Source organism: Campylobacter vicugnae (genome assembly GCF_002139875.1).
In the GTDB taxonomy this organism is placed as follows: Bacteria; Campylobacterota; Campylobacteria; order Campylobacterales; family Campylobacteraceae; genus Campylobacter; species Campylobacter vicugnae.
Map to the genome: position 1 here is coordinate 1,371,502 of NZ_CP018793.1, position 15,496 is coordinate 1,386,997.

Consider the following 15,496-nt stretch of genomic DNA (forward strand, 5'->3'; position numbering starts at 1 on the left):
TTAAAATCTCCACTACTTCTCCTTATGCGAAGCACAGCCACAGCTATTAAGCGCAAGCTCAACATCGCAAAAATGTGTATGATTTTTACTAAGATGGTTTATAAACTCTCTATTGTCTAAATTTGAAATATCGTGAAATACCACGCTTCCACCATTTACATAGGCGACTTTAGTAGCAAAATTCATAGCCATATTAATATCATGACTAATAGCTATTACGCCTACATTTGCTTGATTTATCTCTTTTAGTGCTGAGTAAATTTGGGCTTGTCCTTGAGTATCTATACTTGCTGTTGGCTCATCTAGCATTAAAATCCTAGCTCCGCTTACTAAGGCTCTTGCTATATAGACTCTTTGTCTTTGTCCGCCACTTAATGCGCCAATTCCTCTAGAGCTAAACTCCTTCATTCCTACCATTTCAAGAGCTTGCATAGCCATATTTTTATCTGCTTTTGAGTAAAATTTAAACAATCCGCCACGCAATCTTCCCATTAATACAACCTCTAAAACACTCATTGGAAAGGTTTTATTAACCGGAATATGTTGTGGTACATAGCCAATTAGCTCTTTGGCTAGCTTTGGAGATTTAGAATCTATACTTATCTTGCCTGATTTTGGTTCAATAATCCCAAGCATAAGACGCAAAAGTGTGCTTTTGCCACCACCATTTGGGCCAATAATAGCTAAAAAATCATTGCTGTGATAACTAAAATTTAAATTCTCAAAAATATTACTATTATCATAGCCAAAGCTTAAATTTTCAATCTCTATTTTCATAGCGAATTTTTAAATATTTGAGCAATTTTATACATATTATTTAGCCAATCTTTTGAGAGATGGTCTATCTCTATCAACTTAGCACCGGTTTGTTCTGCGATTAACTGGGCTGATTTTTGACTAAATCCTGGTGAGACAAATATCACTTTAATATCTTCTTGATTAGCCTTTTTAATCAACCTTGCCAAAGCTGCAGGTTTAGGCTCTTTGCCGCCTGATTCTATAGCGATTTGAGTTAGATGATATCTCTTAGCAAAATAACCCCACGAAGGATGAAAAACCATAAATTTTCTATTTTTTATATCTTTTAGACTATCTTTTATATATGCGTCTAATTTATCGATATCTTGAAGAAATTTATCTAAATTTTGGCTATATATTTTAGCGTTTTGTGGATATTTTTGGCTTAGAGCTTGGGCTATGATCTTAGCCTGGTCTTTTACCATTATAGGATCAAGCCAGATATGAGTATCAAACTCGTCATGGCTATGGTCATGATGATCATGATGATGGTCATGATTGTGATGGCTAATTTTATTATATTTTATATTTTCACCTTGAGTTTTTATGATTTTTAAATTTGGATATGCTTTGCTAAATTTATCTAGCCAAACATCTTCATACTCTATTCCAACAGCAAAAAATATATTGCTAAGTTCTAGCTTTTTCATATCACTTACTTTTGGTTCAAATGAGTGCGGATCAGCATTTGCCCTTACAATACTATTGACTTCAATATCATTTCCACCAATACGCTCTACAAAAAATGCTGTTGGCAAAATACTAGTAGTAACTACTGGTTTAGCCAAAATCACTCCAGTTAAAATCATCAAAATCAAACCTAATCTAATCATATTTCCCCCATAAAATAAAGTGTAAAATTATATCTGATTTGACTTAAATTTATTTAAAGAAAAACTTGATAAAATTTAAGAAATAATCCCAAGGTAGTTGTATGCAAGAGATTTGGAATAAAAAGTCCAAAACATATCCTAAATTTAGCCCTATTATGCGTCCATTTGAGGCTAATTTTTTTGCTTTTTTAACTCAATGCGGTGTAGATTTTACAAATAAAAGCGTTATAGATATTGGTGCTGGCACTGGTGTTTATAGCTTGCATTTAGCTAAAATGAGTAAAGATATTCTAGCTTTAGACCTTAGCGATGCGATGCTAGAGATATTAAATTTAAGTGCTAAAGAGCATAGCATAAATAATATCCAAACACTTCATGGCACAATAAAAAGTGTTGAAAATCAAAAATTTGATATAGCATTTTTAACTATGTCGCCAGCACTTAAAAGCGATGAAGATTTTGAAATATTTTATAATCTTGCTAACGAGCATATATATATGAATTGGCTAAAGCCTAGAAAATCTGATCTATTGGAGCTTTTTATGGATTCATCTAGTAGAGCTGATATGGCAACGCCTGTAGCTAGACTTGAAAAATTTTTAAACTCTAAAGGTGTTAATATTAAATCAAAAATATTAAATGAAAATAGAAGCTCTACAAGAAGCGTAGATGATATGGTAGAAAATTTAGCCTGGCATCTAGAAATAAGTGGTCAAAACTACACAAAAGATCAGATAAAAGATCGGATAAAAAACCTAGCAAATGGTGATTTAATCACTGAAAATATCACCACTTGCGTGAAAGTTATGATATTTTGACAATAAATATTTTAAAATTTATAATGCTATTTTTTACACTTGCGTGTCTTTATTTTATTATAGCAACTGGGCAGATACTACTAAAAACTGATAAAAGACTATACGATTTTGCCGAACTAAAAAGATTAAATGAAGAGCTATATCTACAAATAGATCTTCAAAATATCCATACAACCATAGAAGATAGCGAAAAAAGCATTAATCAAATCAATGCTATATTAGATCAAATTACATCAAATTTTATCATCACAAAGCTATTTTACAAGATTGATCATCTATTATTACTAGAAGATTTAAACTCCAAAATAAAAAAACGAATCGATATAATAAGAGACTACTATGTAATCCGTCAAGATATATCTACAAACCTAATAGAACTCAATAAAAATTTACCAAAAACAACCAATATAGTAGAGATGAGTAAGGCTTATGCATTATTGATAAACTCAAGATTTATGGATAATTTTGATAGAAATAAGTTTGATCTATATCTTACTAAACTCATTGGGCTACCACAATCAACATTTGATTATCAATTTTTAAGTATAATCCAGCATGTAAATGACAATCTAATCACAATTCCAAATTTAAAAATTCAAAATGATAGTTTGCATATTGATCGTGTTATCAATCAGCTCTTAGAGCATTCGATTGAGCATTTTAACTCTGCTTTATACGCACTTATTGGTAGTTCAGCATTTTTATTAATTATAGTTACTGCAGCTGTGACTAAAAATGGAATTTTAAGTTTGCAAAATAGAACAAATAAAATTAAGCTAAAACAGCTAAAATATCTCATTGATAACAATCCAAATCAGATAATAATTTTAGATAAATTTGGAAAAATATCAAGCGTCAATAATGCATTTATAAATTCAACTAGCTTTAATGTAGATAAAATCATAGGCAAAGAGCTAGCCTCATTAAATATGAATATGCAAGGGATTGATATATTTGATGAGATTAGCCAAAGCAAAGAGGTTAAATCATATAATGAGTTTGTTAGCAAATCTAGTGATGGAATCTTAATCTATGAAGATATAGTAGCTATTCCTATGCTAGATGAGTTTAACGATATAAATGGCGCTATAATACTCAAGCGAGATATAACCAAAGAAAGATTAATTAGCAAAGAGTTAAATTTCAAAAATGCTCAATTACAAGAGAGTTCAAATATAGATAATCTCACCGGATTAAAAAATCTCTCAGCCCTAAATGATGCTATAAAAAATAATCAAGATGGCGTGTTAATTTATCTAATGATTACAGATTTTGCAAATTTAAGATTTTTCTACCGCTCAAATTTGATCGATATGATATTTGTTGCCATTGCTAACTCAATAAAACTCGCTATTAGCACCTATAAGATTGATGCACAAGCCTACAGAATGCAGCTTGATGAGTTTTGCATATGGTATAAAGGCAACAATATCAAAAAAGATGTAAAATATATATTAGAGTATTTTAAATCTAAAAATATCACTATCCAAACAGATGGTGGATTTGAGATCTTGCCAAATATATCAATTACTATGGGGGTAAGCTCTAACGATGATAAGCCAAATTTAAATAGACTTATTCAAGCTATTCTAGCAGCACAAGAAGCTAAAGAAAAAGAGTTAAATTTAAGCTTTTATAGCCATGATAATATGATAGAAAAAAGCTATCAAAAAAATGCCACAATAACAAGATTAATCCAATATGCTTTAAATGAAAATAGAGTAATTGTAGAGTGTCAAGGAATATTTGATATTAGAACATCTAAGCCAAAAATCAGCTCATATGAGATTTTAATCCGTATCTTAGATCAACAAAATCAAATTCACTACCCAAATGAGTTTTTAAGTGTAGCCAAGCTTACATCGCTATATCTAGCACTTACTAAGCAAGTTATAAATAGAACTTTTGAGCTTTTAGATAGATTTGGAGATAAAAAGAGATTTTCTATAAATCTCTCAAGTGTAGATATGATGAACGAACCAGTTAAAAATTTATTCTTACAAAAGCTTAGCCTATGCTCTCATCCACAAAATTTAACCATAGAGATCTTAGAGAGCGAAGGTGTAGATGATTATGATGCGATCAATCCATTTATACAAGAGATTAAAAATTATGGCTGCAAACTTAGCCTTGATGATTTTGGTAGTGGATATTCAAACTATTATAGAATGCTTGAATTAAATATAGATTATATAAAAATAGATGGCTCTATCATCTCTAAATTACCATTTGATAAAAATGCTCAAAGTGTGGTAATGACTATTGTAGATTTTGCAAAAAGACAAGGATATGAGACTGTAGCTGAGTTTGTCTCTACTCCACAAATTTTAGAAATTATCAAAGAGTTAGGTATAGATTATGCTCAAGGCTATCTATTAGCAAGACCAGTCTTGCCAAATAATATAGAATAATAGGAGAAAATTTGCATCACAGTATAATAAATGGCGCAGTTAAATTTATGGAGGAGAACTTCATAGAACACAAAGAGCTGTTTGAACACTTAGGCAACAAGCAGACGCCCCATACACTATTTATTGGGTGTTCGGATTCAAGAGTTGTACCAAATTTGATCACAAATACACTTCCAGGTGAGCTGTTTGTGGTACGAAATATAGCAAATATTGTCCCGCATTATAGACTCGTAGATGAGTATCTAGCCACTACTGCAGCTATTGAATATGCTATATATACTTTAGGAATCAAAAATATAATAGTCTGTGGCCATAGCAATTGTGGAGGCTGTGAGGCGCTGTATCAAAGTGATGAAAAATTAGCCAAAACGCCTATTGTTAGGCGATGGCTAATGATAATAGATGATATCAAAAAAGAGGTTTTAAAGGATAAAGATATCTCTCCGGCCAAAAGAGCGTGGGTAACAGAGCGACTAAATATCATAAATTCTCTTCAAAATATAATGACATTTCCAGGCGTGATAGAGAGGTTAAAGAGCGGCGAGCTAAAGCTTTTTGGCTGGCACTATATAATAGAGACCGGAGAGGTCTATAACTATGATGATAGAATAAAGAGTTTTAAACTATTAGAAAAGAGCATTGATTATGACAAAATTTACTCTCAAATTTTTACTGATTTTTAGTATTTTTAGTGGATACTGCTTTGCTAATGAGCTGATTTTAAGCGTAGAAAAGATAGTTTCGCTCAACTCTCAAATGAGTATAATATATGAGCAAAATAGAGATAAAAATAGCACAGATATGCAAGATTTTGAGATTTTAAATAGCGATAAAAAAGATATTATATCTAAGCTTCCGGCACTCATTACAAGTAGCACAGATTTTAACCAAACGGCTCTAAAATCATATATCACAGAGCTAGAGCGTGAGCTAATAAAGTATAAGCCCGGCTCAAATCACTATATAAGCATAGAGCTAGATAGGGCCTCAAAAGATCTAGATCTGATATTTTATATGGCTTTATCGCAAATTAGCATAGCTTTTAGAGATTATGATAAATCCCCTGAAAATGCCATTATAGACGCTATTACAAAGATTCAAATTTCAAACTATCAAGATTTAAAAACATTAAAATCAAATTTAAATAGCCATGAATTTGACCTAAGTTTTAAGCAGATAGAGATTAAACGCTACACCTATGATGAAATTTTAAACTATTTAAAAGATAATGCTCAGCTTTTTGCTAGTAATTTTATCCTTACAGGATTAAACCTACGACAGACTATAAGTCATATAAACCACTACACCAACTCACGAGACTATGATCTAAATTTTGGAAAAATTACGATGATAGCAGCAGTTTGTATATTTTTCTTTTTACTACCAAAGCTGGTATCTTTAATAATTTTTAGAATTTTCTTAATCTTGCTTTCTCGCTCAAGGCAGGTGGCAGTGGAGTTTAAAGAGCAGTTTGTAGCCGGTATTAAAACGCCTATTAATCTATTTTTTGTAGTTTATGCACTTGAGCTTTCCCTTACCATAGCCTACTATCCAGCCACCATTAGTATAAGTTTGGTTAATTACTTTACTATAGCTTATACCATTATAATTGCTTGGTTTATGCTTGGGATTTTAGATGGTTATGGCATAGTTTTGCTCTCTAAAATAGCACAAAAATCAGGGCGAAAAGAGATTATAAATTTAATTATTAAGATAATGTATTTTATCGTCATTATAATTACGATTTTAATTATTTTAAGCAAACTTGGCTTTGATATTAGCACACTTATTGCATCTTTGGGGATTGGGGGTCTTGCTGTTGCCCTTGCTACAAAGGATATAATCGCAAATTTCTTTGCTTCCATACTGCTGCTTTTTGATAGCTCTTTTAGTCAGGGCGACTGGATAGTGTGTGGAGATGTGGAAGGAACTGTGGTTGAAATAGGGCTTAGAAAGACTACCATTAGGACATTTGATAACGCTTTAGTATTTGTGCCAAACTCAAAGATAATGAGCGAAAATATAAAAAACTGGAACCGTAGAAAGGTAGGCAGACAGATTAAAATGCATGTAGGCTTAAGCTATACTACATCTAAACAAAGCATACAAAACTGTATAAACGATATAAAAGAGATGTTACTAAATCACCCTGGAATTGCTAAAAGCGGTATAGATAGCGCTTTAAATAATCAAGATGCACGCATAAAATATCGCCAAAGTATAGTCTCAATGGATGATCTAAATGGGTATAAAAATAATCTTTTTGTAGTGCTTGATGAGTTTGGTGATAGCTCCATAAATATCTTAATATACTGTTTTAGCAAAAGTGTTGTATGGGGTGAGTTCTTAGCCACCAAAGAAGATGTAATGCTAAAAATTATGGAAATTGTAGAAAAATATGATGATGCAAGCTTTGCCTTCCCAAGTCAAAGCCTATATATAGAATCAATGCCAAAAATTCAAATTTACAAAGGAGAAAGTGATGTCAAATAGATATGATGATCTAGATGAAGATCTACAAGACTATGAAGATTATGAGGAGGATAATTATTCAAGTAAAAGTTCTCGTAGCTACAACTATGATGAAAATGACTACTCATATGATGATGAAGATGAAGAAGATAGCTACGATATGGAATAAAGCTTATTTTATTAATTTTGATATAGCTTTAAAGCTTGGGTGCTGTGCAGTTTGAAGCAATTCAAACGCCACCATCTCAAGTGGTTTAACTTTTACATCTTTTAAATTTGCATAGGCTAGGGTTTTATTTTTTGGATCTCTTGAGCTAATGCACTCATCAATTAAGGTAACATTATAGCCATTTTTTATTAAATCTAAGGTTGTTTGATATACACATATATGAGCTTCAATGCCTATTATATAGATATTTTGCGCCCCTTTTAGCTCATCTTTTATAGCATTATAAGCACTAAATTCCATCTTTTGAAACTTTTCATCTATAAAACTATCTAAACTCTTTAAAGTCTCTCCAAGACCTTTAGTATATTGCTCAGTTGCAATAACTCTTAAGCCAAGCTCTTTAGCAATTTGTAAAAACTTTAACGAATTTGCTACTAACTCTTCTGCGTCACTCATAACTGGAGCTAATTTCTCTTGAATATCTATAACCAAAACCAAATTCATACAATCCTCCTATAAATCAATATCAATTCCTACCGGACAATGATCGCTACCTTCTATCTCATTTAAAATAAAAGCATCTTTTAGCTTATCTTTTAACCCTTTAGAGATAAAAAAGTAATCAATTCTCCAGCCTACATTTTTTGCACGAGCATTAAATCTATAGCTCCACCACGAATATGCATCTATCTTATCTCCCTTAATATAGCGAAAAGTATCTATAAATCCAGCCTCTATAACTCTATCAATCCACGCACGCTCCACAGGTAAAAAGCCGCTAGTTTTGGAATTTGCTTTTGGGTTTTTCAAATCAATTTCACGATGTGCAGTATTTACATCGCCACAAAAAATTATCTCTAATCCACTTGCATTTAGCTCTTTAATATACTCTAAAAATTTATCATAAAAAGCCATCTTATACTCTAATCTATCATCGCCTTGTTGGCCATTGGGAAAATAGATATTAAATAGCACAATATTGCCAAATCTATGCTCTAATACCCTACCTTCACTATCTTCAAAAAATCTACACTTATTACTTTCATACCCAAATTTAGCCATACTCATCACGCCTGAATAGCCTGCTTTTTGAGCCGAATTTAAAACAATATTATCAAAGCCAAGATTATAAATCTCTTTTGGAATCTGAACATCTTTAGCCTTTATCTCTTGCAATCCTATATAATCAACACCAAAATCTCTAAGCCACTCAAAGCCGTTTTTATTCACCACAGCCCTTAGGCCATTTACATTCCACGAAATCAGTCTCAAATTTATCCTTTTTTATCACTATTATAGCTATCTTTTGATAATATTAAAAAAATTATGGAGTTAAATTTGGAAAATATCAATCTATATAAGAGTATTATGTGCACTATTATAGGGGCAAAAAAATCACAAATTATAGAGTTTATTATCAGCAATTTAGATGATAATAAAAGATTTAAATATACGATAAAAGAGCTATGCGATGAACTAAATATCAGCAAACCAACAGCCATAGAAACTATAAATTTATTACTTGAAAAACGCGTATTAAAAAAGATAAAAAATGGGCTATATCAGTTAAATATTTAAATCAAAAAGATGAGATATTAAGATTTTAAATCCAATAGCTATAAGCAAAATTCCACCTAAAATTAGCGCCTTTTTTTCTAAAGTCTCTCCAAGATATCTACCGATATAAACAGCACCGATACAGATAATAAAGCAAACCAATCCCACAATAGCCGAACTAAAAACTATGCTACCACCCTCAAAGCTAAGCGCTACGCCCACAGCTAACGCATCGATACTAGTAGCTATTGCACCAATAATTAATAGCTTTAAGCTTAAATCTATACTGCACTCTAAGGTATCTTGATTTTTTGAATCCTTAATCATCTTGGCACCCAAAATAACTAAAATCAAAAACGCTATATAGTGATCAATAAACTCTACATACTTAATAAACTCAAGCCCCAAAAAGTAGCCAATAAGCAGCATAAAAGCTTGAAAAAATCCATAAATAAAGGCAATTTTACTGATTTTAAATAAAGTTAAATTTAGACATCTTGCACCATTTGCAATGCTAAGAGCTGCGCTATCCATAGATAAAGCAATGGCTAAAAGCAAAAGCTCCATTATAGCCCAGCACTTGCTATCGCACTTGCTTGATGATCAGCTATGAGAGGATCTATAATCTCATCAAATAGCCCACCAGCCATAATCGCATCAAGTCTATATAGGGTTAAGTTTATTCTATGATCGCTAATTCTATTTTGTGGATAGTTATAAGTGCGAATTCTACCACTTCTATCACCTGTTCCGACTTGATCTTTTCTCTCTTGACTTTGGGCTGCTAGACGCTCTTTTTCTTGCATTTCATATAATCTAGCTTTTAAAACCTTCATTGCAGCTTCTTTGTTTTTATGCTGACTTTTGCCATCTTGATTGACTACTACTAGACCAGTTGGCTTATGAGTGATTCTTACAGCTGAATCGGTAGTATTTACACTTTGACCACCATGACCACTACTACGCATTACATCGATTTTAAGATCATTTTCATTGATAATTATCTCGCTATCTTGCACCTCTGGCATTACTGCTACTGTGATAGCAGATGTATGTACTCTACCTTGAGATTCTGTCTCAGGCACACGCTGAACTCTATGAGTTCCGCCTTCAAATTTAAGTCTTGAGTATGCACCTTCGCCTTTAATTAGCAAAATAATCTCTTTAAATCCGCCAGCACTTCCCTCGCTAGAGCTAACAATTTCAAATTTATATCCTCTTTGCTCGGTATAACGCATATACGCATTTGCTAAATCACCAACAAATAGCGCTGCTTCATCTCCACCAGTACCTGCTCTAAGTTCTAAAAATATATTTTTATCATCGTTTGGATCTTTTGGGATAAGTAAAATTCTAATCTCATTTTCTAACTCTTCAAGAGCAGGTTCAAGGATTTTTAACTCTTCTTTAGCTAGATCTCCTAGCTCAGCATCACCTAAAAGCTCACGATTCTCTTCAATACTTGATAAAATATGAAGATATCTATCACTAGCTTCTTTTATTGGTTCTAAATTTCTTTGTTCTTTGGAGAGTTCAGTCATACGAGATATATCACTGATGACTGATGGATCGCTTAGCAAGCTCTCAATCTCGCTAAAACGATCTATGAATGGTTGTAATTTTTGTGCGAGCATAACCTAGCTTACGCAGCTAATGTATTTACTAATTTTGCTAAACGGCTAACTTTTCTAGAAGCTGTTTCTTTTTTAAGGAAGCCTTTGCTTACAAAGCTGTGGAAGCTTTTATTTACATCTTTTAATGCTGATAATGCTGCTTCTTTATCGTTGTTAGCTACTGCAACTCTTACCGCTTTTGTTAAATTTTTAAGTCTTGTGCGGTAGAATCTATTTCTTTCTGTTCTTTTAATGGTTTGTCTTGCTCTTTTTTCAGCAGATTTATGATTTGCCATAACTTACCTTTTTTATAATTTTAGCTCGGAATTATACCAAAATATTATTAATTAAAACTGAATTTAAGTATCTTTTAATATAGTAAAATAGCCAACTTTAGCACTATTTTTGTTAGTTTAACATTTTTAGCTAAAATACGATTAAATTTACAAAATTTATGAGGATAATATGAAGCTATTTGGAACTGATGGAGTAAGAGGATTAGCTGGTAAAAAGCTTGATGCTATGACTGCTATGCGTCTGGCTATGGCAGCTGGGATATACTTTAGAGCGCACTCTAAAACTAATAAAATTCTAGTAGGAAAAGATACAAGAAAAAGTGGCTATATGATAGAAACTGCTATCGTAGCAGGACTTACAGCGGTTGGCTATGATGTAGTGCAAATTGGCCCTATGCCGACTCCTGCTATTGCATTTTTAACTGAAGATATGCGTTGTGATGCTGGTATAATGATAAGTGCTAGCCATAATCCATTTTTTGATAATGGAATTAAATTTTTTGATGGGAGTGGCAATAAACTAGCTGAAGCCGATGAAAGAGAGATCGAAGAAATTTACTTTAATCTAGATTTAATCCAACACAATCAAAAAACCGGTCTAGATATCGGAAGTGCCAAAAGAATAGACGATGTAATAGGTCGCTATATCGTGCATATTAAAAACTCCTTCCCAAAAGAGCTAACCTTAAAAGGGTTAAGAGTTGTCCTAGATGTGGCTAATGGTGCTGCATATAAAGTAGCTCCAACAGTTTTTAACGAATTAGGAGCTGAGATAATAGTATTAAATGATGAGCCAAATGGATCTAATATTAATGAAAATTGTGGAGCCTTGCACCCTGAATCTTTGGCAGCTGAAGTTAAAAGATTAAGAGCTGATATTGGATTTGCATTTGATGGAGATGCTGATAGGCTTGTAGTTGTCGATGAAAATGGAGTGGTAGTCGATGGAGATGCTCTTCTTGGTGTATTAGCAAGCTATTTAGATGAAAATAATATGCTAAGTAAAAAGGCAATTGTATCTACTGTTATGAGTAATGCTGCCTTAGATGACTATCTAAATAAACGCAAAATTTCTCTAAAACGCTCAAATGTTGGCGATAAATATGTCTTAGAGATGATGAAAGAGCATGGGATAAACTTTGGAGGCGAACAAAGCGGCCATATCATATTTAGCGACTTTTCTAAAACTGGAGATGGATTAGTCTCAGCGCTTCAAGTTAGTGCATGCTTATTAAAAAGTGGCAAAAAAGCTAGTGATATTTTTGGCAAAATCAAATCATACCCGCAAAAATTAGTAAATTTAAAAATCGTTCAAAAACGCCCACTTGATGAGATAAAAGGGATAAAAGAGCTACAAAGCGAGCTAGAACAGCTTCATATTCGCTCGCTATTTCGCTACTCTGGAACAGAAAACCTCATCAGATTACTTCTTGAAGGTAAAGATGAATATCTAGTAGCCCAAAAGATGGAAGAGGTGGAAAAATTCTTTATAAAAGCTCTAAATGAGTAGAGTAATTTTACGATTTTTAAGCTATTTTGCTGTAGTTTTTGCTATTGATCAGCTTATCAAATGGGTCTTTTTGCACGGTTTTAGATACCATGGTAGTTTTGTCGATTTAATACTTGTATATAATAAAGGTGTAGCATTTTCTATGCTATCGTTTTTAGGAGCGAATTTAAAATATCTCCAGCTAGGATTGATTGCACTTTTGCTTGGATATTTATTAGGGCAAAAGGAGCTTTTAAGATCGCATACAGCTGCATTTGGTTTGATTTTAGGTGGAGGATGTTCTAATATTTTAGATAGATTCATCCATCCTGGTGTAGTAGATTATATATTTTGGCATAAGTGGTTTGAGTTTGCTGTGTTTAACTTTGCTGATATTATGATAAATTTAGGCGTAGCTATAATCTTAATCCAAGCTCTAATTTTAAGAAAGAAAAAATAATGGGACGTAATGTATATATTGCCTATTTTTTATGGATTTTTCTCCCCTATTTTAGCGTACATAGATTTTATTGCGGTAAAATTTTAAGTGCTGTTTTGCAACTTTTAATATTTTGGATTGGGAGTGCCACAGCAATATTTTTAGTTGGTTATATATTTTTGGGAATTTGGTTGATATGGTGGCTATTAGATGCCTTTTTTATTCATAAATGGATTGCTAGGATAAATGATATAGAATCCTTACAAAATAGCATAAGCAGTAGTAAAAATTTAGAAAATATAGAGACACTATACGAACTATATAAAAGTGGAGCTATAAGTTATGAAGAGTATCTTAGTAGAAAAGATTCTATTTTGAAAAATATTTAAATTTATTTACAAATCATATGCTAAACTTGCAAAAAATTTAAGGAGAAGATATGGAATACGAAACCTATTTATGGGTAAAATGGCTACACTATGCTGCTTTTATATCGTGGATGGCAATGCTTTTTTATCTACCTAGACTATTTGTCTATCACGCTGAACATATAGCAAATAATGGCTTTTGCGATGTGGTTAAAATTCAAGAGTCCAAACTATTTCATGGAATTGGCTGGATTGCGATGATTATTACGATAGCTTCAGGATTATTTATCTTAATTGATGCTAAACCTGAGCTAATGAAGCAAGGGTATTTTCATATGAAATTACTTTGTGCTGTGATTTTAGTGATTTATCACTTTAGTCTTGGGTATTTTATGAAACAATTTAAAGAAAATCGCTGCACAAAAAGCGGTAAATTCTTTAGAATGTATAATGAAGTCCCTACAATTATAATGTTTGTTATCCTATATGCTATGCTTGTAAAGGCAAATTTGGCATAAATTTTTGAATTCAAGCCTAATTTTATTCAAATTTAAGGCTTGAATTTGTATAATCACAGTCTTTTAACCAATAAGGTTCTATAGCTCAGTTGGTAGAGCATCACCTTGACATGGTGGGGGTCACAGGTTCAAGTCCTGTTAGAGCCACCACGTTATCCTTATTGTGCCTCGGTAGCTCAGCTGGTTAGAGCGCTGGTCTCATAAGCCGGAGGTCGGGAGTTCAAGTCTCCCCCTAGGCACCAATACCATATTTCAATACTTTTCTTAAACTTTCACAAATTATCAAAAAAGTCCTAAAAATCGGATTTTGGAAATAATTTAAGCTTTTATTTGATATCATTTCATTTCACTTCTTTTCACCCAAAGGGTTAAGGAAAAGGTTAAGGATAAGGAAGGAAATCCCAAAAGGAAAGAACAATGAAAAATAAAAGATTTATAACAGACAGCCAACTAAAAGCTATCACCCTACCACTAGATACAAAAGAGCTAATAATCAAAGATGAGAGCACACCCAACCTAATAGTAAGAATTAGCCCACAAACAAAATCTTTTATTTTTAGGGCTAAAATAGATGGTAAGATGAAGCAATATAAAATAGGCCAATATCCGCTAATCTCACTAGCCACCGCAAGGCAAGAAGCCATAAAATTAAAAGCCCAAATAACTCAAGATATTGACCCAACGCTAAAAGAGCTAACCTTCAACGAAGTAGCACAAATGTGGCTAAAATACAAATCCAAACAAAATTTAGCAACTTTTCAAAAAATACAAGGCAGATTAAATAACCATATAATCCCAAAGCTAGGCAATATCAAAATCCAAGATTTAAAGCGAGATAAGCTTATTAAATGCGTTTTAGAATTAGAATTAAAAGATAATAGGGGCGATGGATACGAGACTAAAACCAAGATTTTTGGGATATTAAAAGATATTTTGAAATTTATAGCAATCCACGGATTAATTCACGACTATATAAGCCCATTAGCCGATTTAAATTTTAGTGATATTTGTAAAGATAAGCACACCACCACCCACCACCGCTACATACAAGAGCCAAAAAGGCTTAAAGAGTTTTTAGACGCTATTGAGAATTATAAAGGCAATATCCTAACAAAATACGCCCTAAAAATGGGAGTTTATACAGCCCTAAGAAGCCAAACATTACGGACGCTAAAATGGGAATATATAGACTACACAAAAGAAATTATCAATATACCAAAAGAGCAGATGAAAACCAAAAAACCATTTATACTACCATTAACCAATCAAATCAAAGCGATATTAAAAGAATTAGAGCCCTATAAGCTAGGTAAATATCTATTTAGCATTAATGCTAATGTGATGAGCGATGGGACGCTAAGTAAGGCTATAAGAAAGATGGGCTTTAGAGATGATACGGATTTTCACGGATTAAGGGGGTTATTTTCTACAATTTGCAACGAACACACACAAGAGCACGGATTAAGCCCTGAAATTATAGAGCTATGTTTAGCCCACGCAGATACCAATCAAATAAGAAACGCCTATAATCACTCTGAAAGATTAAACGAAAAAACTCAATTAATGAAGTGGTATAATGATTATATAGATAAAATAAGAGATGAATTAAAATAGAAAAATAGATAGTGATATTACTAAAAAAAGCTTAAAAGAAAATTATTTATTTAGCAATTTAAGAAATAGTATAATACAACTTATAAAATATTTAATTTAAG

18 protein-coding genes and 2 tRNA genes are annotated in these 15,496 nt (G+C 32.4%); 13 read left to right on the plus strand and 7 right to left on the minus strand.

The features are described 5' to 3' along the window. Nucleotides 1–12: 12 nt before the first annotated feature. Nucleotides 13–777 carry a metal ABC transporter ATP-binding protein gene (locus CVIC12175_RS07115; protein ID WP_086315969.1) on the minus strand — a complete coding sequence of 255 codons (765 nt, stop codon included), beginning with the start codon at nucleotides 775–777 and terminating at the stop codon, nucleotides 13–15. Then, nucleotides 774–1,631: a metal ABC transporter solute-binding protein, Zn/Mn family gene (locus CVIC12175_RS07120; protein ID WP_086315970.1), complete on the minus strand. Its 858-nt coding sequence runs from the start codon at nucleotides 1,629–1,631 to the stop codon at nucleotides 774–776. Before CVIC12175_RS07120 ends, CVIC12175_RS07115 begins: the two co-directional genes overlap by 4 nt. Before the next feature lie 101 nt (nucleotides 1,632–1,732). Between CVIC12175_RS07120 and CVIC12175_RS07125 the strand changes: the two genes are divergently transcribed. The 5 genes from CVIC12175_RS07125 to CVIC12175_RS08550 are packed head-to-tail and all read left to right on the plus strand — an operon-like array spanning nucleotide 1,733 to nucleotide 7,501. After that, a complete protein-coding gene (locus CVIC12175_RS07125) occupies nucleotides 1,733–2,449 on the plus strand; it encodes a class I SAM-dependent methyltransferase (RefSeq protein ID WP_086315971.1) in 717 nt (238 codons plus the stop codon). Further along, complete coding sequence (locus CVIC12175_RS07130) at nucleotides 2,446–4,860, plus strand: sensor domain-containing phosphodiesterase (protein ID WP_192940149.1); 2,415 nt, start codon at nucleotides 2,446–2,448, stop codon at nucleotides 4,858–4,860. Before CVIC12175_RS07125 ends, CVIC12175_RS07130 begins: the two co-directional genes overlap by 4 nt. Before the next feature lie 47 nt (nucleotides 4,861–4,907). Beyond that, nucleotides 4,908–5,543, plus strand: a complete 636-nt coding sequence (locus tag CVIC12175_RS07135; RefSeq protein WP_086316029.1) for a carbonic anhydrase — start codon at nucleotides 4,908–4,910, stop codon at nucleotides 5,541–5,543. Beyond that, on the plus strand, nucleotides 5,506–7,353 hold the full coding sequence (locus tag CVIC12175_RS07140; protein ID WP_086315972.1) for a mechanosensitive ion channel family protein: 1,848 nt from the start codon (nucleotides 5,506–5,508) through the stop codon (nucleotides 7,351–7,353). Before CVIC12175_RS07135 ends, CVIC12175_RS07140 begins: the two co-directional genes overlap by 38 nt. Further along, nucleotides 7,343–7,501, plus strand: a complete 159-nt coding sequence (locus CVIC12175_RS08550; RefSeq protein WP_180380696.1) for a hypothetical protein — start codon at nucleotides 7,343–7,345, stop codon at nucleotides 7,499–7,501. The genes CVIC12175_RS07140 and CVIC12175_RS08550 overlap by 11 nt, the downstream gene beginning before the upstream one ends. Nucleotides 7,502–7,504: 3 nt before the next feature. Here the strand turns inward: CVIC12175_RS08550 and CVIC12175_RS07145 are convergent, their stop codons facing one another. Then, nucleotides 7,505–8,005 (minus strand): isochorismatase family protein, encoded by a 501-nt coding sequence (locus tag CVIC12175_RS07145; RefSeq protein WP_086303066.1) that lies wholly within the window; start codon nucleotides 8,003–8,005, stop codon nucleotides 7,505–7,507. Between the two features lie 9 nt (nucleotides 8,006–8,014). Continuing rightward, nucleotides 8,015–8,773: an exodeoxyribonuclease III gene (locus tag CVIC12175_RS07150; protein ID WP_086315973.1), complete on the minus strand. Its 759-nt coding sequence runs from the start codon at nucleotides 8,771–8,773 to the stop codon at nucleotides 8,015–8,017. A gap of 66 nt (nucleotides 8,774–8,839) precedes the next feature. Between CVIC12175_RS07150 and CVIC12175_RS07155 the strand changes: the two genes are divergently transcribed. Then, nucleotides 8,840–9,079, plus strand: a complete 240-nt coding sequence (locus tag CVIC12175_RS07155; RefSeq protein ID WP_192940150.1) for a replication/maintenance protein RepL — start codon at nucleotides 8,840–8,842, stop codon at nucleotides 9,077–9,079. Here CVIC12175_RS07155 and CVIC12175_RS07160 read toward each other — a convergent pair. Genes CVIC12175_RS07160 through rpsT form a run of 3 tightly spaced genes read right to left on the minus strand, consistent with a single transcriptional unit; the run spans nucleotide 9,068 to nucleotide 10,967 of the window. Then, on the minus strand, nucleotides 9,068–9,625 hold the full coding sequence (locus CVIC12175_RS07160; RefSeq protein WP_086315974.1) for a manganese efflux pump MntP: 558 nt from the start codon (nucleotides 9,623–9,625) through the stop codon (nucleotides 9,068–9,070). The genes CVIC12175_RS07155 and CVIC12175_RS07160 overlap by 12 nt on opposite strands. After that, on the minus strand, nucleotides 9,625–10,692 hold the full coding sequence (gene prfA / locus CVIC12175_RS07165; protein WP_086247709.1) for a peptide chain release factor 1: 1,068 nt from the start codon (nucleotides 10,690–10,692) through the stop codon (nucleotides 9,625–9,627). The genes CVIC12175_RS07160 and prfA overlap by 1 nt, the downstream gene beginning before the upstream one ends. Before the next feature lie 8 nt (nucleotides 10,693–10,700). Beyond that, entirely contained in the window at nucleotides 10,701–10,967 is a 267-nt protein-coding gene (rpsT, locus tag CVIC12175_RS07170) for a 30S ribosomal protein S20 (RefSeq protein WP_086247708.1), read from the minus strand. Nucleotides 10,968–11,136: 169 nt separating this feature from the next. On the opposite strand from rpsT, the gene glmM reads away from it, so the two are divergent. The 7 genes from glmM to CVIC12175_RS07205 all read left to right on the plus strand — a co-directional run bounded on the left by glmM (nucleotide 11,137) and on the right by CVIC12175_RS07205 (nucleotide 15,395). Next, nucleotides 11,137–12,477, plus strand: a complete 1,341-nt coding sequence (gene glmM, locus CVIC12175_RS07175) for a phosphoglucosamine mutase (RefSeq protein ID WP_086255907.1) — start codon at nucleotides 11,137–11,139, stop codon at nucleotides 12,475–12,477. Next, the gene (lspA, locus tag CVIC12175_RS07180) at nucleotides 12,470–12,916 is read left to right on the plus strand and encodes a signal peptidase II (protein ID WP_086247706.1); all 447 of its coding nucleotides are present in this window, start codon (nucleotides 12,470–12,472) and stop codon (nucleotides 12,914–12,916) included. The genes glmM and lspA overlap by 8 nt, the downstream gene beginning before the upstream one ends. Further along, entirely contained in the window at nucleotides 12,916–13,284 is a 369-nt protein-coding gene (locus tag CVIC12175_RS07185; RefSeq protein ID WP_086247705.1) for an NINE protein, read from the plus strand. Before lspA ends, CVIC12175_RS07185 begins: the two co-directional genes overlap by 1 nt. Before the next feature lie 50 nt (nucleotides 13,285–13,334). Further along, complete coding sequence (locus tag CVIC12175_RS07190) at nucleotides 13,335–13,781, plus strand: CopD family protein (RefSeq protein WP_086247704.1); 447 nt, start codon at nucleotides 13,335–13,337, stop codon at nucleotides 13,779–13,781. Between the two features lie 74 nt (nucleotides 13,782–13,855). Beyond that, a tRNA-Val gene (locus CVIC12175_RS07195) sits at nucleotides 13,856–13,931 on the plus strand. A gap of 15 nt (nucleotides 13,932–13,946) precedes the next feature. Next, nucleotides 13,947–14,023: transfer RNA gene (locus CVIC12175_RS07200), tRNA-Met, on the plus strand. A 175-nt stretch (nucleotides 14,024–14,198) separates the two neighbouring features. Next, nucleotides 14,199–15,395, plus strand: coding sequence for a tyrosine-type recombinase/integrase (locus CVIC12175_RS07205; RefSeq protein WP_086257307.1), 1,197 nt, complete (start codon nucleotides 14,199–14,201; stop codon nucleotides 15,393–15,395). Nucleotides 15,396–15,496 lie beyond the last annotated feature (101 nt).

Bases quoted from the DNA above. Each gene is read 5' to 3' on its own strand.
- CVIC12175_RS07115 (WP_086315969.1), bottom strand. From the start codon at position 777: ATGAAAATAGAGATTGAAAATTTAAGCTTTGGCTATGATAATAGTAAT.
- CVIC12175_RS07120 (WP_086315970.1), bottom strand. From the start codon at position 1,631: ATGATTAGATTAGGTTTGATTTTGATGATTTTAACTGGAGTGATTTTG.
- CVIC12175_RS07125 (WP_086315971.1), top strand. From the start codon at position 1,733: ATGCAAGAGATTTGGAATAAAAAGTCCAAAACATATCCTAAATTTAGC.
- CVIC12175_RS07135 (WP_086316029.1), top strand. From the start codon at position 4,908: ATGGAGGAGAACTTCATAGAACACAAAGAGCTGTTTGAACACTTAGGC.
- CVIC12175_RS07140 (WP_086315972.1), top strand. From the start codon at position 5,506: ATGACAAAATTTACTCTCAAATTTTTACTGATTTTTAGTATTTTTAGT.
- CVIC12175_RS08550 (WP_180380696.1), top strand. From the start codon at position 7,343: ATGTCAAATAGATATGATGATCTAGATGAAGATCTACAAGACTATGAA.
- CVIC12175_RS07145 (WP_086303066.1), bottom strand. From the start codon at position 8,005: ATGAATTTGGTTTTGGTTATAGATATTCAAGAGAAATTAGCTCCAGTT.
- CVIC12175_RS07160 (WP_086315974.1), bottom strand. From the start codon at position 9,625: ATGGAGCTTTTGCTTTTAGCCATTGCTTTATCTATGGATAGCGCAGCT.
- prfA (WP_086247709.1), bottom strand. From the start codon at position 10,692: ATGCTCGCACAAAAATTACAACCATTCATAGATCGTTTTAGCGAGATT.
- rpsT (WP_086247708.1), bottom strand. From the start codon at position 10,967: ATGGCAAATCATAAATCTGCTGAAAAAAGAGCAAGACAAACCATTAAA.
- glmM (WP_086255907.1), top strand. From the start codon at position 11,137: ATGAAGCTATTTGGAACTGATGGAGTAAGAGGATTAGCTGGTAAAAAG.
- lspA (WP_086247706.1), top strand. From the start codon at position 12,470: ATGAGTAGAGTAATTTTACGATTTTTAAGCTATTTTGCTGTAGTTTTT.
- CVIC12175_RS07185 (WP_086247705.1), top strand. From the start codon at position 12,916: ATGGGACGTAATGTATATATTGCCTATTTTTTATGGATTTTTCTCCCC.
- CVIC12175_RS07190 (WP_086247704.1), top strand. From the start codon at position 13,335: ATGGAATACGAAACCTATTTATGGGTAAAATGGCTACACTATGCTGCT.
- CVIC12175_RS07205 (WP_086257307.1), top strand. From the start codon at position 14,199: ATGAAAAATAAAAGATTTATAACAGACAGCCAACTAAAAGCTATCACC.